This window comes from Frisingicoccus caecimuris (assembly GCF_004340975.1).
Classification (GTDB): Bacteria; Bacillota; Clostridia; order Lachnospirales; family Lachnospiraceae; genus Frisingicoccus; species Frisingicoccus caecimuris.
In genome coordinates this window covers 388,586-414,779 of sequence record NZ_SLXA01000001.1, presented here as the reverse complement: position 1 = coordinate 414,779, position 26,194 = coordinate 388,586, and the positions used below count along the sequence as shown (strand labels likewise).

Here is a 26,194-nt window from a genome sequence, read left to right as displayed (position 1 = left end):
AAATGAAGATAGGATATTTTGCATTAACGGAGCAGGGATTTAAACTGGTACATCGGTTGAATAAACGTTGGCCTGGCGGGATTTTTCCAAAAGCCGACTTAAAACAGCATATAGAAGAAGCATGGGGGCAGTCAGATGCTCTGGTGTTCGTGATGGCGGCGGGAATTGTGGTGCGCTATATTGCGCCTTTGCTCCGGGGAAAGGATAAGGATCCGGCGGTTATTGTCATGGATACCCGTGGGCAGTGGGTGATCAGCCTTTTATCCGGTCATCTTGGAGGAGCCAATGAACTGGCCGTTCAATTAGCAGCGGTGACCAAAGGGCATCCGATAGTGACGACCGCTACAGATGTTGAGGGCATTGTCGCTTTTGATGAGGTGGCAAAAAGAAATCAATTGTTGATTGAAAATCTATCTGCCCTGAAATATGTCAGTGGACGGCTGCTTGATAAGAAGGAAGTGAAAGTGGTTATTGACCCTTTTTATGAAGTGGATGGTGAAAAGACACTGTGTTTGAGACCTCAGACGCTGGTCCTTGGCGTGGGGTGCAAAAAAGGTATGTCGCCGGAACGGATGGTGGAAGCATTTCATAGCTTTGCCAAAGAATATCTTCCGGACATGCGGTGTATCCGGGCAGTGGCAACAGTCGATGTAAAAGCAGGAGAAAGGGCCATTTTGTCTCTTGCTGAAAAACTTGAGATTCCATTGATGATTATTTCCAGAAAAATGATAGGAAAACTTGATTTTCATACAGTGCCGGGAGGCCCTTTAGAATTTTCGCCTTTTGTAGAGAAAAATCTGGGCGTGGGTTCTGTGGCAGAGGCCAGCGCCTATCTGGCTGCCCGCTCTATGGTGGGGAGTGAATATAAAACAGGACGTTATATTGTGCCAGAAGAAGGGGCGCGTTTAAGTATAAAAAAACAAAAATATGAAGGAATCACCTTTGCGGTGGCAGAGATGAAACAGATGATTGACATATGAGCATACAATTGATCAGCATCAGCCATAAGACAGCGGATTTAAATATACGTAGCTGCTTTGCACTGGACAGAGAAACGCAAATTGAATATTTAAAAGAAACGATCTCCCTTGGGTACATTGAAGAATGTGCCCTTTTGTCGACCTGTAACCGTTTGGAGGTATATCTTTATGGCCCAGATGAAAATCAGAGGGAAATCTTTTCAGAGGCGGAGCGGGTCCTCCTTCGACGGATTACATTTCCAGCAGGTATTGACGGGGCAGAATATCTGCGATTTTACGAAGGTGAAAAAGCAGAACGTCATCTCTTTTTTGTAGCAGCCGGACTTGATTCCATGGTTATAGGTGAGGACCAGATTTTAGGACAGGTAAAGGAAGCTCAGCAGCAGGCGAGGAACGCAGGAACTATGGGGACATTTTTGGATACATGCTTCCGATATGCGGTCACTGCGGCAAAAAAGGTTAAGACAGAAACAGCTTTGTCCAGAACATCTGTGTCAACGGCTACCATTGCGGTGAAGGCGGCCAGAGAATATTTGGGAGATTTAAAGGAAAAAAATGTTCTTTTGCTCGGTGCGTCAGGAAAGATCGGAAACAGTATTTTCAAAAATCTTTTATCAGAAGGGGAGACCCACGTATATATGACGACCCGTCAGCATTGTCATGGAGGAACGGGCAGGCGATATCTGGAATTGCCTTATGGTGAGCGTTATGAATGGCTGGACCAGATGGATGTTATCATTAGTGCGACGTCAAGTCCCCATTATACGATGACTCTGGAGAAAGTCAAAAAAGCCCTTATCACGGAAAAACGCCGGGTTTTTGTTGATTTGGCCGTACCACCGGATATTGATAAGAGAGTTCGGGAGCTTTCAAATACAGGTTACTATAATATGGATGATTTTGCCCGGGTGGCAGATGAAAATAATCGGAAGAAAGAAAAAGAAGCGGCGGCGGCCGTGGATATTTTGGAAGATTACCGGGTTCAATTTAAAAAATGGATGATTTTTCAAAAATCTTTTGGTGCTGTGCAGCTGATGAAGGAAAAGATATGCAGGCAGGCCGAAAATAAAGGGATGGACAAGGCTGTTTCTCATTTCTTTTTTGCTCTGAAAGAAAGTTTGGATCCGGAGCAGTTGGAAATATTTATGGAAGCTTTGAAGAAAGTTGAGGGATCCTATGAAGAGAATTGACGTGGTCGGCTTTGGACCGGGAGGTTATGAATATATGACCGTTCAGGCCATTGAGGCGATGAAGGCTGCCGACCTTATTGTCGGGTATACGACATATATTGATTTGATTCGGGGAATCTTCCCCGATAAAACCTTTTTAAATACACCGATGACACGGGAGGTGGAACGGTGTAAAATTGCACTGGAAGAGGCCGGGAAGGGGCAGCAGGTAGCCCTGGTCAGTAGTGGTGACAGTGGGATTTATGGTATGGCGGGGATTATGCTCCAGGTTGTTCAGGCATCAGGAGAGGATATTCCGGTCCGGATTATTCCGGGAGTGACGGCGGCCAGCGCCGGAGCTTCTATGCTGGGAGCGCCATTGATGAATGATTTTGCGGTAATCAGCTTAAGTGATCTGATGGTGCCGCTGGAACAGATCATGCTGCGGGTTAAATGTGCGGCAGAGGGTGATTTTGTCATCTGTCTGTATAATCCAAAAAGTCGGAAACGGAAAGATTATTTGGAAAAAGCCTCGGATATTGTGTCGAACTTTAGAAAACCCGAAACGCCGGTGGGCATTGTACGCCGGGTCGGAAGGGAAAATAGTTCCTGTGAGTTGACGACCTTAAAGGAACTCAATAATGCCGAAGTAGATATGTTTACGATTGTTATTATCGGCAATTCCACGACGTATGTCCGGGACGGAAAGATGATAACACCGAGGGGATATGTTTTGAAGGAGGTATAAAGATGGCCGTATTTCCTATGTTTATTGAATTGGAAAAAGAAATCTGCCTGATCATTGGCGGCGGAAAGGTGGCGCTTCGCAAGGCGGAGGTGCTTTTGGATATGGGAGCAGAAGTCCATGTCATCAGCCGGAGATTTGAACCGGAACTGCTGAAACTTCAGTCTGGCCAGAAGAACAGGGAATGCTGTTCGGCGCCAATAGGGAATCTGGAATGCCATGAGATTAATGAAGGTCCGCTGGCAGCGGCCGTATGGCTGGAGCAAAATGCCAGAAAAGAAGGCATCGGAAATGTAACTATGTTGATCTGTGCCACGGATGATGAACGAGTCAATCATCAGATGGTTTTGTGGGCGAGAAAGCATGGGATTCCGGCAAATTCGGCAACTAACCCGGCAGATTGTGATTTCTATTTTCCGTCGGTAGTACGTCGGGGAAATCTGATGGTTGGTATATCCACAGGCGGGCGGACACCGGCATTGTCCCGGATGGTGTCACGGCAGATTCAGGAGACTTTACCGGACTGGTATGAAACTCTGGCAGAAACAGGGGTTGAAGCCAGAGAACGAATTCACCAGGCAACGTCGGATTTGGGTGAGCGGAAAGAGATTTTAGTTAAAGTCCTTCGGGCAGCTTTGGAAGACAGGGGACGTTTGACGGAGGAAGATATTGATAAAATTATCCGGGAAAACCGGTCGGGAGAAGAAAATGATTGAAAAAATCCGAATTGGAACGCGAAAGAGTCTGCTGGCTCAGGCCCAGACCCGGATTGTGGCTGAAAAAATCAAAGAGATAGCGCCGGAAATTGAAATAGAGATTCTTCCTATAAATACAGAAGGTGATTTGCGGCTGGATAAATCGTTGGGAAGCTTTGGCGGTAAAGGCGTTTTTACAAAGGAACTGGAACAGGCATTGCTGGATGGGCGGATTCATATGGCTGTTCACAGTGCAAAAGATATGCCCATGGTTTTTCCTGAGGGACTTACGATTGGCGCCGTTGTTGAGCGGGCTGAATGGGAAGACATGATCGTGACACGAGATGGAAAGCTTCTAAAAGAAATGGTTTCGGGGACTGTCATTGGTACAGGAAGCCTGAGGCGCAGCCTGCAGCTTAAAAGGCTGAATCCGGGAATTCAGACAAAAGAGATTCGCGGCAATGTGCAGACACGGCTTCGAAAACTGAAAGAAGGCCAGTATGACGCCATCGTTCTGGCCCGGGCAGGAATTGAACGGCTTCGTCGGGATGCACAGAAATATGGGATGTCAGAGGAAATGAGGGACGATTTTTATGCCAGGTTTCATTATGAAATTTTAAACTCAGAGGAATTTTTGCCGGCGGCAGGTCAGGCAATTTTGGCGGTGGAAGTCCCTGAAAAAGCTTTGAAGAATGAGGAGTTTGCTAATATCTGTGGTGAATTGAATCAAAATGAAGCAGAATATCAGCTTTTGGCAGAACGGAGTTTTCTTTATGATATCGGCGGCGGATGCAATGCCCCCGTGTGCGCATTTTCGTGGCTGGACGGCAGGCAGCTTCATATGAAGGGGGGGGTTGCCTGGAATGGCCGGCATATGATTTTTGATGAAGTTCAAGGTGATGTGGCCGACATAGAAAAAATAGGAAAAAAATTAGCAGAGAATCTTAAGGAGGAAGCCTTTCACTGTAGTGAAAGTGTGCAGAGCAGCCCGCGCGGAAAGGTCTTTCTTGTTGGTGCAGGTCCGGGGGATGCGGGGCTGGTGACGGTTAAAGGACTGTGGTGCATTCGTCATGCGGATGTGATCGTTTATGACTATCTGGCATCCAATGCCTTATTAAATGAAGCTGGTGAAAATGCGGAACTGATTTATGCGGGAAAACGTTCAGGACATCATCACATGTCTCAGGAGGAAATTCAGGAGATTTTATTGGAAAAAGCCTTTGAGGGGAAGAGGGTTGTGCGTTTAAAGGGCGGTGACCCGTTTATTTTCGGCCGGGGCGGCGAGGAAGCTTTGGCTCTTTCGGCGGCGGAGATTCCTTTTGAAGTTGTCCCGGGGGTTTCTTCGGCCTATAGTGTGCCGGCTTATGCGGGAATCCCGGTGACTCATCGGGGAATAGCGTCTCAGGTCCAGTTTATCACCGGACATGAGCAGGCAAAGGTCTGCAGGTCTTCTGAGAGCAAAAGAGCTGCAGACGGCAGGGCTTCCGGCATTGATTATGCCGCTTTAGCGGCTTACGGTGGGACATTGGTGTTTCTTATGGGAATTCAGAGGATGGCCGAGATCTGTGGCGCGTTGATGCACTATGGGAAAGATAAAAATACACCAGCGGCTGTGATTTGTAACGGCACGATAAGTAATCAGAAGGAAGTGGCAGCTACTTTGGAAACCATTACAGAGGCCTGTCAGAAGGTCGATATTAGACCGCCGGGAATTCTTGTGGTCGGTGAAGTGGCCGGACTTTCTGAAAAACTTTATTGGCGGCCGGAACTGCCGCTTACCGGGAAGCAGGTGCTTTTGACCGGAACACGGGAGCTGGTGCGTAAGCAGCATCAGAGCATTTCGGAAAAAGGTGGGGAGGCCATTGATATGAGCCTGATCTATACGGAACCTGCGGCGGCAGAAATACTTGAAGAAACACTTCGGGATTTAGACGTTTATTCATGGCTGATTTTTACAAGCGGCAATGGCGTCAAACTTTTTTTTCAATCGATGAAGAGATTCAGCATGGATTACCGACGGCTGGCCCATTTGAAATTTGCTGTTGTCGGACCAGGAACAGGCGATATGCTGAACAATTATGGATTTTCTGCGGATTATATGCCGGAAAGTTATACTTCCGAAAGTCTGGCGGAAGGCCTGTCCGGACAGATAGGAGTTATGAAAAAGGTACTTATCTTCCGGGCAAGAGAGGGTTCAAAACTTTTGAACCAGCATTTTGATGCAAAGGGAATCAGGTACAACGATGTGGCTGCTTACACAACCCGTATCGACTGGCGAAAAAAGGATTTGCTGCTTCGGGCGATGCGGGATGCAGATTATATGACTTTTGCCAGCGGTTCGGCGGTCCGGGCCTTTGCCGAAATGACGGTTGGGACGACAGAATATCCGAAAATTATCTGTATTGGTCCGGTGACGGCTAAGGAAGCAGAACAAGTGGGATTGACAGTGACAGCGACGGCAGAAAAATATACAATCGAGGGGTTGACCGAATGTTTATGTCAGCTCCGGGACAGGGAGTGAAAATAATGGATATGATAAGACGGCCGAGACGCCTGAGAAGTTCTCAGGCAATTCGGAATATGGTTCATGAATATGAGGTGGAGCTTTCGGATTTGATTTATCCGGTCTTTGTGGTGGAAGGTACCGGTGTGAAAGAAGAAATTCTGTCTATGCCGGGAATTTATCATTATTCACTGGACACCTTTAGGATACATTTAGAGGAAATATGGAACAGCGGTGTGCGGGCGATTATATTTTTCGGCGTACCCGAACACAAGGATGCGATGGGCAGCGAGGCCTATAATCCGGAAGGGATTGTTCAGAGGGCCATACGTCTGACAAAAGAGGCTTATCCGGAAATGATCTGTATTGCCGATATCTGTTTGTGTGAATATACGGATCACGGTCATTGCGGTCTGATTCACGACGGTAAAATATTAAACGATGAAACTTTGGAGATGCTGTCAAAGGCGGCATTAAGCTGCGCAGCCGCCGGAGCGGATATGGTTGCGCCGTCAGATATGATGGATGGGCGAATCGGTCATATGCGCCGGGCGCTGGACGACAAAGGCTTCGGTGATGTGTTGATCATGGCCTACAGTATCAAGTATGCGTCGGCCTATTACGGACCGTTTCGGGAGGCGGCCCATTCAGCCCCGTCCTTTGGGGACCGGAAAACCTATCAGATGGATTGGCGGAATAAAAAAGAGGCCCTCGTTGAGGCGGAGCTTGACGTGGAAGAAGGAGCCGATATTCTTATGGTAAAACCAGGACTGGCCTATCTGGATATATTAAAAACCATTTCAGATGAATTCCCGCTGCCGGTATGTACTTACAGTGTGAGCGGCGAATATTCTATGATGAAGGCAGCGGCTCTCAACGGCTGGATTGATGAAAAACGGGTTGTCATGGAGACAATGACAGCGATGAAGCGTGCCGGAGCAAAAATGATCATTACCTACTATGCGCTGGATATTGCCCGGTGGCTGAAGGAGTGAAAGAGCATGGATAAAAGTCAGAACATATTTGAAAAAGCCTGCCGGCTGATGCCGGGCGGTGTGAGCAGTCCGGTACGGGCTTATCGGGCGGTCGGCATGACGCCCCGGTTTATTGAGCGGGCTAAGGGCAGTCATATCTATGATGTGGACGGTCATGATTATATTGATTATATCGGTTCCTGGGGACCGATGCTTCTGGGACATGCCAACCCGGAAGTGGCAGAGGCCGTCTGTCAGGTTGTATACCGGGGAACAAGTTATGGTGCGCCGACGGAAGGCGAAGTGACTCTCTGTGAGATGCTCATCGATGCAATGCCTTCCGTGGAAATGGTCCGGCTGGTGAATTCGGGAACAGAGGCGGTCATGAGCGCCATTCGTGCGGCCAGAGGCTATACGGGACGGGATTATATCGTCAAGTTTGAGGGCTGCTATCATGGGCATTCCGATGGCCTTCTGGTGAAAGCCGGGTCCGGTCTGATGACTCAGAATGTGCCGGACAGCGCCGGGGTGCCGGAAGCCTATGCCTCCAAAACGCTGACGGCAGTCTATAATGATCTGGACAGTGTGAAAGCTTTATTTGAAGCCTGCGGAGAGCAGATCGCGGCCCTCATTGTCGAGCCGGTGGCCGCCAATATGGGCGTCGTTCTTCCAAAACCGGGATTTCTGGAAGGATTGCGTAAAATCACAGAGGATTACGGGAGCATTCTTATTTTTGATGAAGTCATTACCGGATTTCGTCTCGGTTACTCCGGCGCTCAGGGGCATTATAAGGTCCTGCCGGATATGACGGCCATGGGAAAGATTATTGGCGGCGGCATGCCATTGGCGGCCTATGGCGGACGAAAAGAGATTATGGAAATGGTGGCGCCCTCCGGTCCGGTTTATCAGGCGGGAACCCTTTCAGGAAATCCTGCGGCGGTAGCGGCCGGAGTAAAAACTCTGGAAATATTAAAAGCTCATCCGGAAATATATACCCAGGCGGAGATGCAGGCAGAAAAACTGGAAAAGGCATTTCTTGAAAATATAGAAAAATATCATGTGGATGCGGTGTGCAACCGGGCCGGCTCATTGATGAGCATTTTCTTTACAAAACAGCCGGTGACAGATTATCCTTCGGCGGCATCTTCTGATCTGGAACGTTTTAAAGAATATTTTGCCGTGATGCTGGCAGAAGACATCTACATTGCGCCATCCCAGTTTGAGGCCTTGTTTGTCAGTGGCGTCCATTCGGATGAGGATATCCGGAAGACAGAAACAGCCATTGGAAAGGCTTTGGGACAATGGCAGGCATAATGCGGTGGCTGGTCATCGGAGGTACTACCGAGTCAGTGGATGCGGTAACGTATCTGGTGTCAAAAAGAGCGGATGTTACCGTCTCGGTGGCAACGGATATGGGAGCGGCTCTTTATGTCGATTTTTCTGTAAAACTTTGGGTCGGCTATTTAAATCAGAACCAGTTTACCAAAAAAATACAGGTTTCAGGAATCACCCATGTACTGGATGCCTCTCATCCTTATGCAGTGGAAGTGACACAGATTGTTCAAAGGGTCTGCGATGAACTGGGATTGGTTTATATCCGCTATACCCGGCGGGATAGAATGAAGGATGGAAAAGCAGCGGCGGGAGGCAATCTGATGCCGGAGATTTATTCTGTGGCCGATGGCCGGGAAGCTGCCCGGGTCTTAAATCAATTATCTGGGAATGTGGCTCTTCTGACCGGGGTAAAGACATTGGATGTTTACCGGAATCATGTGAGGAACTTTCAGGAGCGCTGTTATGCCCGGGTGTTGGATAATGAAACGTCAAAGGTCAGGTGTCGGGAGATTTTTGAGGATGAGACCCACTGGCAGGCCCAGACGCCGCCTTTCGATGTGGAAGCCAACCGGACATTTTTGCAGACATGCGGGGCAAAGACGCTTGTCACAAAGGACAGCGGCGCAGCCGGAGGTCTGCCGGAAAAACTGGAAGCTGCCCGTTTGGAGGGCGTTTCAGTTATTTTAATCCGCAGACCGGAGGAGAAAGATATCTTGGAAAATCTGGACAGATTGGATGTGTATTTCACATGACAGAAAGAAGTCCGGTAAAGGAGGAAAAAGGATGGATAAAGGGGAATTTCAAAACTGTCCGGCAGAGTTTGTATCCATGCCGAGGCTGATGTTTGGAGGAACCGGGAGCGGCTGTGGTAAGACGACGGTGACGGCGGCGGCGCTTCAGGCATTGACGGCCCGGAAAATGAAACTGGCGACTTACAAATGCGGTCCGGATTATATCGACCCCATGTTCCATCGCCGGATTACGGGAAATCCTTCAATCAATCTGGACAGTGTTTTTCTGGAGCCTGAAAAACTTCGTCGGATTTTTACATGGCACATGAAGAAAAAGGATATGGCGCTCATCGAAGGCGTGATGGGTTATTATGACGGTCAGGGAGGCGGCAGCAAAGGCAGCAGTTATCATGTGGCATCCATTACAAAAACACCGGTCGTACTGGTTGTGCGGCCAGAGGGGACCGCTTTGTCGGTGGCCGCCATTATACAGGGATTTAAAAACTTTCGGGAAGATTCTATGATTCGGGGCGTTATTCTCAATGGTGTTCGGGAAGCGATGTATAACTTTTACCGGAAACTGGTCGAAGAGGAAACCGGACTGAAAGTCTATGGATTTTTGCCGAAGGATTCTAAAGTTTCTCTGGAAAGCCGTCATCTGGGACTTGTGACCGCCGCAGAACAGGAGCGATTGTCTGAAAAACTGTCGGTCCTCGGCGAACTGGCGGAAAAGTATATGGATCTGGACGGCCTGCTCGCTCTTGCAAAAACAGCGGAACCGATGGCGGCTGAGGATGCTTATGGTACTATTTCTCCGGTGGGACATGTTCGTCTGGCGGTGGCGATGGACGAGGCGTTTTGTTTTTATTATGAAGACAATCTGGAACTGCTGCGTCGTCTGGGAGCCGAGCTGGTGTCTTTTAGTCCGATACGGGATGTCCATCTGCCTGAAGATATCCGGGGAATTTATCTTGGCGGCGGTTATCCGGAACTTTATGCAAAGGAACTTTCGGAAAATAAAAGGATGAAAGAAGACATCCGTCAGGCGGCCAGAAGGGGACTGCCGATCATCGGTGAATGCGGTGGATATATGTATTTGTCGGAAAGTATTCAGAATGAGAACATGCAGAAGCGCGATACATCAAATGGCGGAGGCGGGCTATGGCCCATGGTGGGGATTGTTCCGGGAAAATGTCGGATGACGGGAAAACTTGGGCCCTTTGGTTATGTGACCGGAACCGGTCAGAAAGACAGTCTGATCGGACCGGCCGGAGAACGATTCATAGCCCATGAGTTTCACTATTCGGCGATGGACGGCGGAGCAAAGGATTTTCGGTTGTCCAAATCCAATGGACGCAGCTGGAGCGGCGGTACTGCCGGAAAATACTTATATGCGGCATACCCTCATTTATACTTTTACGCAAATCCGGAAATTGCAGAAAATTTTGTACGGGCAATGGAGGCAGTAAAGTATGATGATTAAACTGATATTGGCTTTTGTCCTGGATGCGCTGCTTGGCGATCCGGTCTGGCTTTATCATCCGATTCGTGTGATCGGCAAATGGATTTCTCTGACGGAAAAATTCTTGCGGCAATATTTTCCGGCAAATCTGTGGGGGGAAAGGATGGCCGGCGTGTTTTTGACGATATTGGTGGTCCTGCCTTCTTTTGGACTGCCGGCCGGAATCATTTTCATGGCGGGAAAGCTTCATCCGTGGCTGGCATACGTTCTGGAAGTTTTCTGGATGTATCAGATTTTAGCAATGAAATGCTTAAAGGTTGAGGCATTGAAAGTATACGATGCACTGGCGCATCAGGATATAGCCCTGGCCAGACAACGGCTGTCCTGGCTGGTGGGCCGGGATACGGTGAATCTTTCAGAAGAAGAGATTGTTAAGGCGACGGTGGAAACGGTGGCGGAGAATACGACCGATGGGGTGATCGCACCGATGCTGTTTATGGCGATTGGAGGCGCGCCCCTGGGATTTGCCTATAAAGCCGTGAATACATTGGATTCCATGGTGGGTTATCGGAATGACAAATACCGCTATTTTGGCACGGCGTCTGCCAGAACCGATGATGTGGTCAACTTTATTCCGGCTCGTCTGGGCGGGGGTCTGATGGTCATTGCCGCTTTTTTATGCCGTTATGATGCGTCGGGGGCCTGGCGCTGCTTTGTCCGTGACCGGAATAAGCATTTAAGCCCCAACAGCGCTCAGACGGAGAGCGCCTGTGCAGGGGCCCTGGGAATTCAGCTCGGAGGTACCCATGATTATTTTGGAAAACCGGTGGAAAAGCCCACTCTGGGCGATGAAAAACGACAGGCCGGGCCGGAGGATATACGACGGGCAAATCGATTGATGGTTGTGACAAGCATTCTTTGTTTAACCTTGATTGGATTTGTATGGCCTTTATAATTAAAATAGATATAGGATGACGATAAAATGGATAGAAAAAATATATTACTCATTGGTTTTATGGGTACGGGAAAGTCAACGATTTCCTCCCGGCTGAAAAAACGGCTGAATATGAGGGAAGTGGACACGGACGCCTTGATTGTGGAACGTGAAGGTATGAGCATTTCAGATATTTTTGCTCAAAAAGGGGAAGAAGCATTTCGGAATATGGAGACAGCGCTTTTAAAGGAACTGGAATCCGCACATGATCTGATCGTTTCCTGCGGCGGCGGCATGGCTCTTCGGGATACCAATGCGGCTATTATGAAAGCGGCAGGAACCGTGGTATGGCTTACAGCCGAACCGGAAACGATTCTAAAGCGGGTGAAGAATGACGACAGCCGACCATTGTTAAGAGGCAATAAAAATACGGCCTTTATCGGCGAATTGCTTGAAAAGCGCCGGCCGAAATATGCTGCGGCAGCGGATATTGCCGTGGCTACGGACCATCGAAGGGTGGATGATATCTGTGATGAGATCATCCGCAGAATCAACGAGATGTAGGAGATATTATGGAGAAGGTTATCAAATCAGAAAGACATCAGGCAACTTTTCTTTATGGAAGCTGCAGTCGTGGAGAAGAGAAATATGGCAGCAATGTAGACTTACTTCTTGTTTTGAATGAAAACTTTGATAGAAAGCTGCTTCGGAAAGAGATGCGGATGCTTCAGGCAAATGTGTCGACGGATAATCTGGAAGATCCGGAAGTAGATATGAAGATTGTCATTGGAAATCAATGGGAGAAGAGCCGGATGCTTTACTATCAGAATATAAGGAAAGAGGGAAAAAAAGTAAAGTTGATTGACGGCTTTTATTTTTCAGCACGCTATCCAGGAGAAGATAGTGTTATGCTGGATTCAGAGGATATTGAAGAGTGCAAAGAAGCCGTTGTAGCTTGTCGCAGAGAAACTCTTGAATGGATAAACGGTTTATGAGGTCGGAACAAAGATGGAGGAGTCATGGAAAAACAATTAATTTGGGTCAATGAGAAGGATGAAGTCATTGGATATGGAGAAAAAATAGAAACTCATCGACTGGGGCAGTTGCACCGCGCCTTTTCTGTTTTTATTTTTGACACAACCGACGGAAAGATGCTGATACAGAGACGTGCGCTGAATAAGTATCATTCCGGGGGACTTTGGAGCAACGCGTGTTGTTCCCATCCTTATAAAAATGAAACCTGGGCGGAATCCTTCAAAAGATGTATGGGCGAAGAGCTGGGAATCCGGCCGGATTTTGCGGACGATTTGATCGTAGAAGACATGGTGGCGGATGTGCATCATATCCGGTATGCCGGCCGATTTAAATATTATTCCGGGTATGGCGAACTGTCAGAGCACGAAATGGATCGTGTATTTATATACTATCCGGATGAAGTGATAAAAAACAAAATTGAGATGAATGAGGATGAAGTCGCGGAAATTCGGTGGATTTCTCTGGAGGAACTGGATCAATGGCTGAGTCAGGCGCCGGATGACTTCTCCACATGGTTTGCCGGGGCCTATGCACTGGCGAAAAACGGTTGCAGCATGAGAGTATAGACAGGCAAAAAATCGAGACTTTTTTTGGAAGCCTCGATTTTTTTCGTAACTTAACGGTTGAAATATTTTTCTTTAATAATATCCACCGGCATTTCTTTACCAGTCCAGAGGGTAAAAGCAGCTGCTCCCTGATAAAGCAGCATGTAAAGGCCGTTGAAGGTCCGGCATCCGTGCTCGCGGGCAAGACGGAGCAATTTGGTCTCTTCCGGATTATAGATGACGTCGGAAACGATTAAATCCGGGCGGAACATGGACATATCGGTGATCAGGCAGCCGTCTGTGTTCGGGCTCATGCCGACGGAAGTGCCATTGGTTAAAATGTGGCTGTTTCCGACAGCGGTTTTAAGGGCGGAAGTATCTGCCAGGTCATTGAGGGTGACTTTACAGTTGGTTCGGTCGTTAATTTTATCAACGAGGGCCTGGAGACGAGGGAAAAACTGGTCTTTGATATTAAAGACATGAATCTCCTTTAAGCCGTCCAGGGCAGCCTGAACGCAGATGGCCGTGGCCGCGCCTCCGCCGCCAAGGAGCGTCATTGTCTTTCCTGTCAGGTCAAATCCGGCGTCCTTTGCCGCCTGCATATAGCCGATGCCGTCGGTGGTATGCCCGGTGAGAATGCCGTTATCGTTAACGACCGTATTGACAGCGCCGATGATTTCAGCCGCCGGAGATAATTTATCGCAATATTCCGCCATCAGATTTTTATCCGGCATGGTCAGATTAAATCCACGGACGCCGAGGACTTTCAGACCTTCGACGGCGGTTTTCAGGTTTTCTGTTCCTACATCAAAAGCCAGATAGGCGTAATCCAGGCCAAGCTGGTGAAAAGATTCATTGTGCATCATTGGTGAAATGCTGTGAGCGACCGGGCTTCCTAAAAGACCGGTCAGGACAGTATGTCCGGTAATTCTTGATTTCATAAGTGTTCTCCTTTATCTGATTAATCTAAAGCTTGCCATTATATCAAATAAATATTAAAATAAAAAAGACGGAATGTCAATTTGGACGGAGGTTTGTATGGATACAGTTTATATAAGAAAATTGGCGATTGGAGAAGGAAGACCGAAGATTTGTGTGCCTGTCTGCGGAAAAAACAGAGAAGACATTTTCAGGGAGGCGGAAATTGCCCGAAAGCTTTCGGCGGATTTGATCGAATGGCGGGCTGACTGGTATGATGATGTGTTTGACAGAGCAAGTCTGGAAGAGATGCTGCAGTCATTACGCCATAAGCTCGGTGATAAACCTTTGTTATTTACTTTCCGTTCAATCCAGGAGGGCGGCGAAAAGCCGATTCGCCCGGACCAGTATCTGGAAGTCAGCCGCACGGTCTGTGCGTCCGGACAGGTCGATGCGCTGGATGTGGAATTATTTATGGATGGTAAGATAACGAGAGAGATTATCGATATGGCCCATAGACAGGGAATGGTCGTCATTGCATCGAATCATGATTTTGTCAAAACGCCGGAGAAGGATGAGATGACCCGTCGACTGATTCTTATGGATGAAATGGGTGCGGATATACTAAAAATTGCGGTGATGCCAAAGAGTAAAACCGATGTACTGGAATTGTTGACGGCTACAGAGGAAATGGGACGGCTTTACACAGAAAAACCGGTGGTGACCATGTCCATGGGACCGATGGGGCTGATCAGCCGTCTGGCCGGAGAAACTTTTGGTTCGGCGATCACTTTTGGGGCCGGAGTAAAGGCATCAGCTCCGGGGCAGATGCCGGCTGAACAGTTAGAAAAGGTATTGGATGCGATTCATGAAAGCATGGCGTAATATACATCACGGCGGGAAACGTCGGGATGGTGCGATAGCTGCAGATAAAAGGAAAGAAGATATGATTGATTTTTCGGTCAATGTGACACCCCTTGGAATTCCTGAGAATATCCGGCGGGCGATGGAAGAGAGTCTGTCCAGGGCCGGGTGGTATCCGGATGACAGCAAGAGAAATTTAAAAGAAGCGCTGAATAGAAAGTATGGCCTGCCGGCAGAAAATATTTGTGTGGGAAACGGAGCGTCGGATTTGATTTTCCGGACGGTCTTTGCCCTCCGGCCGAAGCGGGCTCTTGTGTTGGCGCCGACCTTTGCCGAATATGAAGCGGCTCTTCGGTGTGTTAATGGGCAGATAGAGTATTATCAGATAAATCATGGAGATTTTCAGGTAAAGGCGGATATATGTGGACAGATTCGCCCGGAGACCGATGTCGTATTTCTGTGCAATCCGAATAATCCCACCGGACTTCTGATGTCAAAGGATTTCCTCATATCGGTGTTAAAGCGGTGTGAAGCGACGGAGACGTGGATGGTGGTGGATGAATGCTTTCTGGAATTTGTCCGACAGGGAGAGCGGTATTCCATGATCGGGGAACTGATGGCCCATTCAAAACTGCTTGTACTAAAATCTTTTACTAAAATGTTTGGTATTGCCGGATTGCGTCTGGGGTATTTATTGTGCGGCGAGGAAGGGCTCGGCGAAAGGATTGATAAATTCGGCTGTGACTGGAATGTGAATTGTGTGGCGGAGGCGGCCGGACTTGAGGCATTGAAGTCGGCGGATTATGAAAGCAAAGTGCTCGCTTACGTGGAATCGGAGCGGGAATGGCTGTATGAAGAACTGGTGCGGTTGGGTTTGAAGGTCGTGCCCGGTCAGGCCAATTACCTGCTGTTTAAAGTGTCCTGCGGCGACAGAGAACCTCTGGGAGACTGGTTGCTCCGGCAGGGGATCATGCTTCGTTGCTGTGATGATTATGAAAACTTAAATGAGAATTTTTATCGAATCGGGATTAACACCCATGAAGCGAATAAAACGCTGATAGAAAAGATTGGAGAGTGGCTGAAATGAAGTTGATTTCATGGAATGTGAATGGCCTGCGTGCTGTCGTCGGCAAAGGCTTTGTGGATATATTTCATACATTGGATGCGGATGTATTTTGTCTTCAGGAGACAAAGCTTCAGGCCGGACAGATCACATTGGAGTTGCCGGGATACGAGCAGTATTGGAATTATGCACAGCGGAAAGGTTACTCCGGGACTGCTGTCTTTACACGGGTAAAACCCGTTTCAGTAACCTGCGGTCTTGGCATCGAAGAGCACGATACGGAGGGCAGGGTGATTACGGCAGAGTATGATAAATTTTATCTGGTCAATGTTTACACGCCGAATTCAAAGGATGGTCTTGCAAGGCTGCCCTACAGGATGGAATGGGAGGATGCGTTTCGTAATTACTTAAAAGCACTGGAAAAAACAAAACCGGTGGTTGTATGCGGAGATATGAATGTGGCCCATGAAGAGATTGATTTGAAAAATCCGAAAACAAACCGTAAAAATGCCGGCTTTTCCGATGAAGAGCGGGCAAAGATGACCGAACTGTTAAATGCCGGGTTTATTGATACCTTCCGGTACTTTTATCCGGATAAGACGGGGGAATACTCCTGGTGGTCCTATCGGTTTAATGCACGAAAGAATAATGCGGGATGGCGCATTGACTATTTTTTGACTTCGGAAATATTAAAAGATAAACTTCAGAGTGCATCTATCCATCAGGAAATTTTTGGTTCAGACCATTGTCCGGTAGAACTGGAATTGGATATATGAAGGCAAAGGTTATTATGGTTCAGGGAACCATGTCGAATTCGGGGAAAAGCTTTATCACTGCCGGACTGTGCCGGGCATTTGCCCGGGATGGCTATCGGGTAGCGCCTTTTAAATCTCAGAATATGGCGCTGAATTCTTATATTACAAAAGACGGACTGGAGATAGGAAGGGCACAGGTGGTACAGGCAGAGGCGGCCGGAGTGGAGCCAACGGCAGATATGAATCCCATTCTTTTAAAACCGACAAGCCACACCGGTTCACAGGTGATCGTCAATGGACGGGTCCGGGGACAGATGAAAGCTATGGACTATTTTAAACACAAGACCGAGCTGATTCCGGATATTATGGCGGCCTTTAGACGGCTTGCTGAGGATTATGATATTATTGTCATCGAAGGCGCCGGGAGTCCGGCCGAGATTAATTTAAAGGAAAATGATATCGTCAATATGGGGCTTGCAAAAATGGCGGATGCGCCGGTGCTCCTTGTCGGGGATATTGATCGGGGCGGCGTGTTTGCATCTCTGTACGGAACCGTTAAATTGTTGGAAGAGGAAGAACAGGCGAGGATTCAGGGGCTTATTATCAATAAATTTCGGGGAGATCCGGAGATTCTAAAGTCGGGGATCCGGATGATAGAAGACCTGGTGCATATCCCTGTAGTGGGCGTGGTGCCAATGGAAAAAATCCATATCGACGATGAAGACAGCCTGTCGGAACATCTGCTGTCGGAAGAAATGACCGGAGGTCTGGATGTGGCGGTCATCCGGCTGCCCCATATATCAAACTTTACGGATTTTACTGCTTTTGAACGGTTGTCTGGCGTATCTCTGCGCTATGTGGACAGGGCGTCAAAGCTGGGAAGCCCCCATTTGATCTTACTGCCGGGAACTAAAAATACGATGGCGGATCTGCGGTGGCTGCGAAATAATGGCCTGGAAGAACGGATCATACGTCTTTCAAGGGACGGGGTGTCTGTGATGGGCGTCTGCGGTGGTTATCAGATGCTGGGCAGTGTGCTTTCGGACCCGGAAGGGGTGGAAGATGGAGGTGAAATGGCCGGAATGGGCCTGCTTCCCGGACAGACGATTTTCCGTGAAGAAAAGACCCGGACCCGGATACGTGGGGCAGTGATCAACGGCGTCCTGAAAGGATGTCCGGTGGAAGGTTATGAAATCCATATGGGTGATACCCGGATGAAAGATGGGAACAACGGCGGATTTCTGCCCTGGATCAGGCTTGACGACGGGCGTATGGATGGAATAACGAGCCGGGATGGCACTGTGATGGGAACTTATTTACATGGTGTTTTTGATGAAGGAGATTTCCTGAGCCGTCTCATTGAACCGCTGATGGAAAAGTATCATCTAAATGGAGACTTTGGCAGACGCCAGGATGTAAAAGCCTATAAAGAAGCGGAATATGACAAGCTGGCAGATTTGGTACGGAAATCGCTGGATATGGAAAAAATATATCAGATTATGGGAGGAAGACCGGATGTTTGAGAAACTTTATCCGGACGCATGGGTGGCGTCCACATATGATATACCTTTTGAAAAGTTATATAGGAAAGGGTATCGGGGAATCATCTTTGATATTGATAATACGCTGGTACCCCACGGAGCGCCGGCAGATGCGCGGGCGGAAGCTTTGTTTGCGCGTTTAAAGGAAATTGGCTTTGCCTTTGCATTGATTTCGAATAATAAGGGGCCGAGGGTTCAGATGTTTAATGAAAATATCCACGCTTACACGGTGTGCGATGCTCATAAACCAAGCCCGGTAAATTACCTGAAAGCAGCAGCTCTGATGGATGTGCCGAAGGACAAAGTCCTTTTTATCGGCGATCAGATTTTTACAGATATTTTAGGAGCGCATATGGCGGGAATTTACAGCATTCTTGTTCAGCCAATTCATCCGAAAGAGGAGATTCAGATCGTATTCAAGCGAAAACTGGAAAAAATTGTTTTATATTTTTATAAAAAGAAACGTCAGCGAGAAAAAAACAGTTGAAAAATTGCGGGAAGTTATTTATACTAGAATAAGTTATTTATGCAATATTTTTAAGGAGGATTCCAAGCATGGTATCAGCAGGTGATTTTAGAAATGGCTTGACTATTGAATATGAAGGCAATGTTTATCAGATTATCGAATTCCAGCATGTAAAACCTGGAAAGGGTGCGGCTTTCGTTCGTACAAAATTAAAAAATATCAAGAGCGGCGGTGTTGTTGAAAAAACTTTCCGTCCAACAGAAAAGTGCCCACAGGCTCATATTGAAAGAAAAGATATGCAGTATCTTTACAGTGATGGTGATTTATATCATTTCATGGACGTAGAAACTTACGATCAGATCGCACTGAGCAATGATCAGGTTGGCGATACATTGAAATTTGTTAAAGAGAACGAGATGGTCAAGATTCTTTCTCATAACAATGAAGTGTTTGCAATGGAACCGCCATTATTTGTAGAACTTGAGATTACGGAGACAGAACCTGGATTTAAAGGCGATACATCAACTGGAGCAACAAAACCTGCAACTGTTGAGACAGGCGCTCTTGTTTATGTGCCATTATTTGTTGAAATCGGTGATGTTATCAAGATTGATACACGTACAGGAGAATATTTATCCAGAGTATAATGGATAAAGAATGGACAGGACTTATAAAACCCCGCAAATCACTGCGGGGTTTTTCTTTCAACGGACAGAAAGGTGGAACAGACATGTATCAGGCAGGATTAGTTCTTGAAGGCGGCTCTACCCGCGGCATATTTACTGCTGGGGTGCTGGACTTCCTTATTGAAAAAAATGTGGAATTTTCGTATATCATCGGAGTATCGGCAGGAAGCTGTAATGCGGTGGATTTTGTGTCCAGACAGTTCGACAGAACGCGGCATTGTCTCATGCCGGAGAAGGAAAATGATTATATGACGCCAAAAGCTATTTTGAAAAAAAGAAGCATCTTTGATATGGATCTGATTTTTGACAAGTATCCGAAGGGTATTTATCCTTTTGATTTTGATACCTATTTTGCTTCTGAATCTATATGTGAGATTGTAGCGACCAATGTTCGGACGGGTAAGGCAGAATATCTTACGGAAAACAGCGACCGGGAACGACTGATGCAGATTTGCCGGGCTTCCTGCAGTATGCCAATGGTAACGCCGATGGTTCGTGTGGGTGATGATTTTTATGTGGACGGTGGTGTGGCCGACTCCGTTCCTTTGGAAAGAACGTTGGCCTTCGGATATGATAAAGTTTTTGTGGTGTTGACGCGAAATAAAGGGTATCGTAAATCGCCGTCACCCCGGGTGGATAAGATATGGCATCGTTATTTTCGAAAATATCCGAAACTGGCTCAGACGCTGGAGATGCGGTATGCCCTTTATAACCGGCAGATGGATTTGGTGGATCGTCTTGAGTCAGAGGGAAAGATTTTTGTCATCCGGCCGGAGATCAGGACGATTTCAAGAACGGAACGAAACCGGGAACGACTGATGGAGTTCTACCGTCACGGGTATATTCAGATGATGAAAGATTATGATGCGCTGAAAGCTTATCTGGAAGGGTAGGCAGATCAGGAGGGGATTATGGATTTTTACGGAACTTTGGGACCGGCCTGCTGTCTGCATCCGGTGCTGTCCCGAATGTATGAAGTGGGAATGACCGGCGTACGTCTGAATTTATCCCACGGGATGCTGCGGGAGCATGCCAACTGGCTTTATGTGGCCTCTTCGGCAGCAAAAGCTCTTGGAAAGCCGACAAAAATCTTAATTGATCTGGAGGGACCGGAATTACGTATTGGGGATATATCCGGTTATCGAACGTTGAAAACGGACAGTCATGTGATTTTTGGGCAGAGGGGAATTCCGGTGCCGGAGATTTTGTTGGCTCAGGGAAAAAAAGGGATGCGTTTTCTTCTGGATGATGGTAAGATGGAAGTAGAAATTCTGGAATGTAACAGCAGTCAGATGCTGGCAAAAGTACTCCGCGGAGGTATTTTAAAGTCAAGAAAAAGTATTACTCCGGAAGGAACGATCATCGAGACGCCAACATTGACAGCAAAGGACCTGGAGAACCTGAAGGTTGCCGGGCAGTATGGAGTTACCGGAGTGATGCTGCCTTTTGTGCGAAGCGACAGGGATCTGCTCTGTCTAAGACAGAAACTGGAAGAAAATCACAGTGGACATATAAAGATTTTTGCAAAGATAGAGAATATGCAGGGGGTTGAAGCTTTAGATACATTTTTTTCCCTGGCTGATGAAATTGTGATCGCCAGGGGTGATTTGGGCAATGCCATGCCGCTATGGGAATTGCCGGCAGTACAGAAACGGATCGGAGCTCAGTGCCGGCGGGCCGGAAAACCATTTATGGTCGTCACTCAGATGTTGGATTCAATGGAACATTCTCCCGTACCAACACGGGCAGAGGTGTCTGATATTTATAATGCGGTGCTGGAAGGCGCTTCGTCCCTGATGCTTACAGGAGAAACGGCCGTGGGCGAGTATCCGGCAGAAGCTATGGAGTATCTGGTCAAGACAGCGGAAAGCAGCCTCAGACACAAAATTGTGTGCGAAGTGTAAAGGGACAGCCGGTTTAGAAATTGTTAAGATGGAAACAATTTAGATGCAGCTATGTTATTGACAAAGTAAATGAAAGTAAAGTAATATATAAAGTAGGAAATTATCTATATATGGGGGAAGGTATATAGTATTGAAAGGGGTAATATATGGAACATGAATGTTGGTATTATTTCGCATAACAATAAAAAAGAACTGATTGAAAACTTCTGCATTGCATATAAAAAAATTCTTGGTAAACACACGTTATATGCAACCGGTGTTACAGGACGCCGTATTGAGGAAGCCACGAATCTGAAGGTAAATAAGTTTTTACCGGGAAGTGTCGGCGGTGACCGGCAGTTTATGGAGATGATTGAGGATAATCGGATGGATATGGTTATTTTCTTCTATAATCCATCGATGGCAGCAACAGAAAAACCGGATATATATGCGATGATGAATTTGTGTGACGCTTACTGTATCCCTATGGCAACGAATATTGCGACGGCGGAAGCCCTGATCATGGGCCTTGAGCATGGGGATCTGGAGTGGCGTGCGCATTAAGAAGAAATTTGTAAGGCAGGAAGTAGGCGGCATAGTTGTGAGGACTAAGTCGCTTGTTTTTTGTGCTGGAAAAACAGAATGAAGGGAGTGTAGGGCGTATGAGGGATACGCATAAAAAAACAAAAGATATTTCTGGGGAACAGATAGAAATCCAGAGAATCCCTCTGGAAGGAGCAAAAAATATTCGTGATTTTGGAGGGTTTCCGACAAAAGATGGCAAATATATCAAACCACATCATCTGCTTCGAAGCTGTGAACTTTGCGTGACTACGGAAAGAGACAGAAAAGTGTTAATGCAGGAATATGATCTGAAAAAAGTGCTTGATTTTCGAACAGCAAAGGAGCGGGAAGAGCATCCGGATCCGGTAATGGATGGCGTGGTCAATTTACATATGCCCGTATTGGATGAAAAGGCTTTAGGAGTGACCCGGGAGGGTCAGGATGGAGATTTCCTGGACCAGCTTGCAGCTTCAGTGATGTCACCGGGGTTTGACGCGACCCGTTATATGTCAGATATTTATGAAAAGATTATCCTCAGTGATAATGCAACCCGGCAATACGGAAGGATGTTTGATGAATTACTTGCACAGGAAGAAGGAGCGACACTCTGGCATTGTACAGCAGGAAAGGACAGAGCGGGAATTGCTTCGATTCTTGTGTTGAGTGCTCTGGATGTTCCGGAGGCTGTGGTTGAAGCCGATTATTTTAAGGTCAACGATTTTCTGCGTGACGAAAACGAAAAGCTCTGTCGATCCGTAGAAGATAAAATGAACAATCACCGTATCCATGATGGTTTAATGAAGATGTTCATTGTACACAGAGCATATATTGAGAAAATGTTTGATACGATTAAAGTTCATTATGGGACGATGGATGGATATCTTGAGAAAGGACTTGGACTCAACCGGGATAAAAAAGAATATCTGAAACAGCTCTGCGTGAGTTGAAAAATAAACACCTTTTGGAAACCGACGGTTTCTGAAAGGTGTTTGTGTGTTTTAAAGCAGACGAAAGAGCTGTTCTGCGGTCAGGGTCAGATTTTTGCGTGCCGTATCCGGATTCATGGCTTCCTCCAGTGTACTTATTGAAGAAAGGATACAGAAATATCCGTCGATGCCTGCTGCATTGCAGGCGGATGCATCTTCGGTGACAGAGCCTGCCAGAGCGATTGTCTTTGCACCATATTTTTTGCCGAGTTTTGCGACGCCGGCCGGGCCCTTGCCCATGGCAGTCTGCTGGTCAAGACGGCCTTCTCCGGTGATGACGAAGTCGGCATTTTCCAGACTTTCTTCCAGTCCGACAGCATCCAGAATTAAATCGATGCCGGATTTTAATTCACCGTTTAAGAAGGTGACAAAGGCGAAACCAAGTCCGCCCGCTGCTCCGGCGCCGGCCGTTTCCATGGTCTGTTTGCCGGTGAAGGCTTCCGCGATTTGTCCGTAATTTTTCATTCCTGCGTCGAGAAGCGGCAGCAATGTATTTGCAGCGCCTTTTTGAGGGCCATAGATATAGGTAGCTCCCTTTGGGCCGCACAGTGGATTTTCCACATCGCAGGCAATTTGGAAGTGGCATTCCTCCAGATCGGCCAGTTTATTCTTATCGGAAATGGCTGCAATTTTTTCAAGGCATTGTCCACCAAAGCCAACCGGTTGTCCATTGGTATCCAGAAATTCATAACCGAGGGCACTGAGCATTCCGGTACCGCCATCATTGGTAGCGCTTCCGCCGATACCGATAATAAAGTTTCGGATTCCACGATGAACAGCATCTTTGATCATTTCGCCGACGCCATAAGTGGTGGTATTCAGCGGATCTAAAGCTTCTCTTGGAATCAGCGTGATTCCTGAAGCCATAGCCATTTCCATGATGGCCGTATTGCTTTCCTGAAGGTATCCATAGTAAGCTTCAACTGGGGTTTGCAGAGGACCTTTGACAGTGAGAGAAATCTTTTCACCGCCCATGCCTTCGATCAGGGCGTCGGTGGTGCCCTCACCTCCGTCAGCCAGTGGTTTAATGATGACGTCAGCATCGGTTGCCTTGAGTATGCCTTCTTTAATTGCATGCCCTGCATCCATGGAACTCAGGCTGCCTTTTAATGAATCAATAGCAATAACAACTTTCATAGCGAATCCTCCATATTCGATAATAAAATATTTTATCAGTTTTGCTGAGAGTATGCAATTGTAAGTTACTGTAAGAATAATGAAAGAAAAATAATATTATAATTTAATTAATATTTATTGACAACTAATATTATACAATATATAATATAACCATAAAAATAATATTGTATTAGAAAGTAGGATGATCTTGTGGAGAAAGGAGAGGTTTGGATGGTTTTTAATACAGGCGCCGCATTGCTGGATGCCATAGTTCTTTCAGTTGTTTCAAAAGAAAAAGATGGAACCTATGGTTATAAGATCACTCAGGATGTCCGGCAGGTGATTGATATTTCAGAATCCACACTGTATCCGGTGCTTCGAAGGCTTCAGAAAGACGAGTGCCTTGAAACATACGATGTTCAGTTTGGCGGACGAAACAGGAGATATTATAAAATTACTCCTGCGGGGTTGGTACAGTTGAATTTGTATCGAAATGAATGGAAATCTTATGCATCAAAAATTACGCAGCTATTTGACAGGGAGGAGATGAAGCAATGACTCGTATGGACTTTTTGAAACAACTGGAGTATTTGCTTCAGGATATCGATGAGAAAGACAGGGATGATGCCCTGGAATATTACAGAGACTATATGGACGAGGCCGGTATCTCTGAGTTTGCTTCTGTAGATGGGCTCTTAGATGTTCCGGAGAAAATTGCCATATCGATTCGGGCCTCTCTGAATGATGACAATGAGGAGCAGAATGAGTTCAGTGAGCAGGGGGTCAGTGACAGCCGTTGGGAACCCCAAAAACATATGCCGGATATCTATAAGAGGGATGACTGGGCGCAGAAAGATGAAAAACAGACAGAGGGGGCCTGGAAGGAAGCTTCTGAAGGGAAAACATCAGAGGATGGACGTACAGAGTGGAAGACCGATGACAGTACCTCTCCAAAGTCTGAAAGAATCAGGGGAAATAATCTGGGTAAGATTTTGTTGATTATTGTGCTTTGCATTGTAGCTCTTCCGTTGATCGGCGGTATCGGGACCGGAGTTGTAGGTATTCTTATGGGAATTGCCGGTGGGATTCTTGCTCTTGTGGTCGGCATTGGCGGCGGTGCTATCGGTTGTGTTGTGGGTGGTGTGGTTCTCTTTGTGATGAGCATCGTCCGTATGATCGCTTCTGTACCGGAAGGCCTTTTGATGATGGGTTGTTCTTTCCTTCTTCTGGCACTGGGTATTTTGTTCGTTATAGCAACATTGGCCATTTGTACACGGCTGATTCCATGGATTGTTCGGGGGATTGCCGGACTGATTCGCAGGATATTTCGCAGAGGAGGTGCGGATGCATGAAGAGAGGAACCAAAGTATGGCTGATCGTGGCTCTGATTTTTGCGCTGGTCGGTGGTGGTTTATGCCTTTCGGCAGCAATTCTCGGCGTTACTTTTGACGAAGTCCGGCAGATGGTTTACGATGGAGATTTTGCATGGCGTATCGGACCATTTCACAGCGGATGGTTTGAGGATGATTACAGAGAAAATTCCGGGAACGGGCACTCTTCGATGGAAGGCAATTTAAATGCGGACGGCAGTGAAAAAGTGAGCCTTTCGTCAGAAATCGAGACATTTGAGGTGGATATGGATTACGGCAGCCTTCTGGTGAAGGCTTCCGATTCGAATGAAGCCTATCTGGATGCCGGTGAACATGCCGATGATTTTGAGTGGAGTTTTGATGGAAATATGCTGCTGATCCGTAATACGGACGGTGACCATTGGAACTGGGGAGATCTGGATTCTGTAAAGGCAACGCTTTATCTTCCAAAGAATATTCATTTTAACGATATTGAAGTAGACGTAGATGCGGGCGGATGCAGTATCGAATTACCGATGGAGTGCAGTAATCTGTATGTGGATGTGGATGCCGGTTCTGCAACGATCAAGGATATGAATGCAGGGTGGGCGGATTTGGACTGCGATGCAGGAAAAATTTCTTTTAAAGGTCGGGTTTCGGATGGCGGGGTTGTAGATGTGGACGCCGGCTCCGCCGAAGTTGTATTGACTGGGGCTGAGGTGACGGATTATAATTACAGTATCAATGTAAGTGCGGGCAGTCTGACGATCAATGATAAATCATTTTCAGGGCTTGAGGATCAGCAGATGCTGGACAACAGTGCACCGGCAGATTGGGAGCTTAGTTGTGATGCAGGTAAAATTAAAATGGATGTAAAAAATAAATGAGGTGAAAG

The 26,194-nt window shown here is 47.1% G+C and carries 28 protein-coding genes; 26 read left to right on the top strand and 2 right to left on the bottom strand.

Annotation, left to right across the window (positions count from 1 at the left end):
- Positions 1 to 2: 2 nt before the first annotated feature.
- The 13 genes from EV212_RS02080 to EV212_RS02020 are packed head-to-tail and all read left to right on the top strand — an operon-like array spanning position 3 to position 13,129.
- Positions 3 to 980: a cobalt-precorrin 5A hydrolase gene (locus EV212_RS02080; protein WP_132088117.1), complete on the top strand. Its 978-nt coding sequence runs from the start codon at positions 3 to 5 to the stop codon at positions 978 to 980.
- Positions 977 to 2,170: a glutamyl-tRNA reductase gene (gene hemA / locus EV212_RS02075; RefSeq protein ID WP_132088114.1), complete on the top strand. Its 1,194-nt coding sequence runs from the start codon at positions 977 to 979 to the stop codon at positions 2,168 to 2,170. Before EV212_RS02080 ends, hemA begins: the two co-directional genes overlap by 4 nt.
- Positions 2,157 to 2,897 (top strand): precorrin-3B C(17)-methyltransferase, encoded by a 741-nt coding sequence (gene cobJ, locus EV212_RS02070; protein WP_132088111.1) that lies wholly within the window; start codon positions 2,157 to 2,159, stop codon positions 2,895 to 2,897. Before hemA ends, cobJ begins: the two co-directional genes overlap by 14 nt.
- 2 nt (positions 2,898 to 2,899) lie before the next feature.
- Positions 2,900 to 3,610 carry a precorrin-2 dehydrogenase/sirohydrochlorin ferrochelatase family protein gene (locus EV212_RS02065; protein WP_132088108.1) on the top strand — a complete coding sequence of 237 codons (711 nt, stop codon included), beginning with the start codon at positions 2,900 to 2,902 and terminating at the stop codon, positions 3,608 to 3,610.
- Positions 3,603 to 6,110, top strand: coding sequence for a hydroxymethylbilane synthase (gene hemC, locus EV212_RS02060; RefSeq protein ID WP_132088105.1), 2,508 nt, complete (start codon positions 3,603 to 3,605; stop codon positions 6,108 to 6,110). Before EV212_RS02065 ends, hemC begins: the two co-directional genes overlap by 8 nt.
- A gap of 5 nt (positions 6,111 to 6,115) precedes the next feature.
- Positions 6,116 to 7,087, top strand: coding sequence for a porphobilinogen synthase (hemB, locus tag EV212_RS02055; protein WP_132088102.1), 972 nt, complete (start codon positions 6,116 to 6,118; stop codon positions 7,085 to 7,087).
- Between the two features lie 6 nt (positions 7,088 to 7,093).
- The gene (hemL, locus tag EV212_RS02050) at positions 7,094 to 8,380 is read left to right on the top strand and encodes a glutamate-1-semialdehyde 2,1-aminomutase (RefSeq protein ID WP_132088099.1); all 1,287 of its coding nucleotides are present in this window, start codon (positions 7,094 to 7,096) and stop codon (positions 8,378 to 8,380) included.
- Complete coding sequence (gene cobK, locus EV212_RS02045) at positions 8,368 to 9,153, top strand: precorrin-6A reductase (protein ID WP_132088096.1); 786 nt, start codon at positions 8,368 to 8,370, stop codon at positions 9,151 to 9,153. The genes hemL and cobK overlap by 13 nt, the downstream gene beginning before the upstream one ends.
- A 31-nt stretch (positions 9,154 to 9,184) precedes the next feature.
- Positions 9,185 to 10,615: a cobyrinate a,c-diamide synthase gene (locus tag EV212_RS02040; protein ID WP_132088093.1), complete on the top strand. Its 1,431-nt coding sequence runs from the start codon at positions 9,185 to 9,187 to the stop codon at positions 10,613 to 10,615.
- On the top strand, positions 10,605 to 11,549 hold the full coding sequence (gene cbiB / locus EV212_RS02035; protein WP_306812182.1) for an adenosylcobinamide-phosphate synthase CbiB: 945 nt from the start codon (positions 10,605 to 10,607) through the stop codon (positions 11,547 to 11,549). The genes EV212_RS02040 and cbiB overlap by 11 nt, the downstream gene beginning before the upstream one ends.
- 27 nt (positions 11,550 to 11,576) lie before the next feature.
- Positions 11,577 to 12,092, top strand: coding sequence for a shikimate kinase (locus EV212_RS02030; RefSeq protein ID WP_132088090.1), 516 nt, complete (start codon positions 11,577 to 11,579; stop codon positions 12,090 to 12,092).
- An 8-nt stretch (positions 12,093 to 12,100) separates the two neighbouring features.
- Entirely contained in the window at positions 12,101 to 12,523 is a 423-nt protein-coding gene (locus EV212_RS02025; protein WP_132088088.1) for a nucleotidyltransferase domain-containing protein, read from the top strand.
- Positions 12,524 to 12,547: 24 nt separating this feature from the next.
- Positions 12,548 to 13,129: an isopentenyl-diphosphate Delta-isomerase gene (locus tag EV212_RS02020; RefSeq protein ID WP_132088085.1), complete on the top strand. Its 582-nt coding sequence runs from the start codon at positions 12,548 to 12,550 to the stop codon at positions 13,127 to 13,129.
- Between the two features lie 50 nt (positions 13,130 to 13,179).
- On the opposite strand, the gene aroE is transcribed toward EV212_RS02020, so the two are convergent.
- A complete protein-coding gene (gene aroE, locus EV212_RS02015; RefSeq protein ID WP_132088082.1) occupies positions 13,180 to 14,049 on the bottom strand; it encodes a shikimate dehydrogenase in 870 nt (289 codons plus the stop codon).
- A 97-nt stretch (positions 14,050 to 14,146) separates the two neighbouring features.
- Here aroE and aroD point away from each other — a divergent pair, with 97 nt between their 5' ends.
- From aroD to EV212_RS01965, 10 genes are all read left to right on the top strand, one after another.
- Positions 14,147 to 14,911, top strand: a complete 765-nt coding sequence (gene aroD, locus EV212_RS02010; RefSeq protein ID WP_132088080.1) for a type I 3-dehydroquinate dehydratase — start codon at positions 14,147 to 14,149, stop codon at positions 14,909 to 14,911.
- Positions 14,895 to 15,977, top strand: coding sequence for a threonine-phosphate decarboxylase CobD (gene cobD, locus EV212_RS02005; RefSeq protein ID WP_165873267.1), 1,083 nt, complete (start codon positions 14,895 to 14,897; stop codon positions 15,975 to 15,977). Before aroD ends, cobD begins: the two co-directional genes overlap by 17 nt.
- On the top strand, positions 15,974 to 16,729 hold the full coding sequence (locus tag EV212_RS02000) for an exodeoxyribonuclease III (RefSeq protein WP_132088074.1): 756 nt from the start codon (positions 15,974 to 15,976) through the stop codon (positions 16,727 to 16,729). Before cobD ends, EV212_RS02000 begins: the two co-directional genes overlap by 4 nt.
- Positions 16,726 to 18,231, top strand: a complete 1,506-nt coding sequence (locus EV212_RS01995) for a cobyric acid synthase (protein ID WP_132088071.1) — start codon at positions 16,726 to 16,728, stop codon at positions 18,229 to 18,231. The genes EV212_RS02000 and EV212_RS01995 overlap by 4 nt, the downstream gene beginning before the upstream one ends.
- Positions 18,224 to 18,736, top strand: coding sequence for a YqeG family HAD IIIA-type phosphatase (locus EV212_RS01990; RefSeq protein WP_132088068.1), 513 nt, complete (start codon positions 18,224 to 18,226; stop codon positions 18,734 to 18,736). The genes EV212_RS01995 and EV212_RS01990 overlap by 8 nt, the downstream gene beginning before the upstream one ends.
- A gap of 68 nt (positions 18,737 to 18,804) precedes the next feature.
- Positions 18,805 to 19,362 (top strand): elongation factor P, encoded by a 558-nt coding sequence (efp, locus tag EV212_RS01985; RefSeq protein WP_132088065.1) that lies wholly within the window; start codon positions 18,805 to 18,807, stop codon positions 19,360 to 19,362.
- Positions 19,363 to 19,445: 83 nt separating this feature from the next.
- Positions 19,446 to 20,294 carry a patatin-like phospholipase family protein gene (locus EV212_RS01980; protein ID WP_132088062.1) on the top strand — a complete coding sequence of 283 codons (849 nt, stop codon included), beginning with the start codon at positions 19,446 to 19,448 and terminating at the stop codon, positions 20,292 to 20,294.
- A gap of 18 nt (positions 20,295 to 20,312) precedes the next feature.
- The gene (locus tag EV212_RS01975) at positions 20,313 to 21,305 is read left to right on the top strand and encodes a pyruvate kinase (RefSeq protein WP_132088059.1); all 993 of its coding nucleotides are present in this window, start codon (positions 20,313 to 20,315) and stop codon (positions 21,303 to 21,305) included.
- 153 nt (positions 21,306 to 21,458) lie between these two features.
- Positions 21,459 to 21,848 (top strand): methylglyoxal synthase, encoded by a 390-nt coding sequence (locus EV212_RS01970; RefSeq protein ID WP_132088056.1) that lies wholly within the window; start codon positions 21,459 to 21,461, stop codon positions 21,846 to 21,848.
- A 98-nt stretch (positions 21,849 to 21,946) separates the two neighbouring features.
- The gene (locus EV212_RS01965; protein WP_132088053.1) at positions 21,947 to 22,795 is read left to right on the top strand and encodes a tyrosine-protein phosphatase; all 849 of its coding nucleotides are present in this window, start codon (positions 21,947 to 21,949) and stop codon (positions 22,793 to 22,795) included.
- A 51-nt stretch (positions 22,796 to 22,846) separates the two neighbouring features.
- On the opposite strand, the gene EV212_RS01960 is transcribed toward EV212_RS01965, so the two are convergent.
- Positions 22,847 to 23,971: a glycerate kinase family protein gene (locus EV212_RS01960; RefSeq protein ID WP_132088050.1), complete on the bottom strand. Its 1,125-nt coding sequence runs from the start codon at positions 23,969 to 23,971 to the stop codon at positions 22,847 to 22,849.
- 210 nt (positions 23,972 to 24,181) lie between these two features.
- Between EV212_RS01960 and EV212_RS01955 the strand changes: the two genes are divergently transcribed.
- The 3 genes from EV212_RS01955 to EV212_RS01945 are packed head-to-tail and all read left to right on the top strand — an operon-like array spanning position 24,182 to position 26,186.
- Positions 24,182 to 24,508 (top strand): PadR family transcriptional regulator, encoded by a 327-nt coding sequence (locus EV212_RS01955; RefSeq protein WP_132088047.1) that lies wholly within the window; start codon positions 24,182 to 24,184, stop codon positions 24,506 to 24,508.
- Entirely contained in the window at positions 24,505 to 25,302 is a 798-nt protein-coding gene (locus EV212_RS01950; protein ID WP_132088044.1) for a DUF1700 domain-containing protein, read from the top strand. Before EV212_RS01955 ends, EV212_RS01950 begins: the two co-directional genes overlap by 4 nt.
- Positions 25,299 to 26,186 carry a DUF4097 family beta strand repeat-containing protein gene (locus EV212_RS01945; protein WP_165873266.1) on the top strand — a complete coding sequence of 296 codons (888 nt, stop codon included), beginning with the start codon at positions 25,299 to 25,301 and terminating at the stop codon, positions 26,184 to 26,186. The genes EV212_RS01950 and EV212_RS01945 overlap by 4 nt, the downstream gene beginning before the upstream one ends.
- Positions 26,187 to 26,194 lie beyond the last annotated feature (8 nt).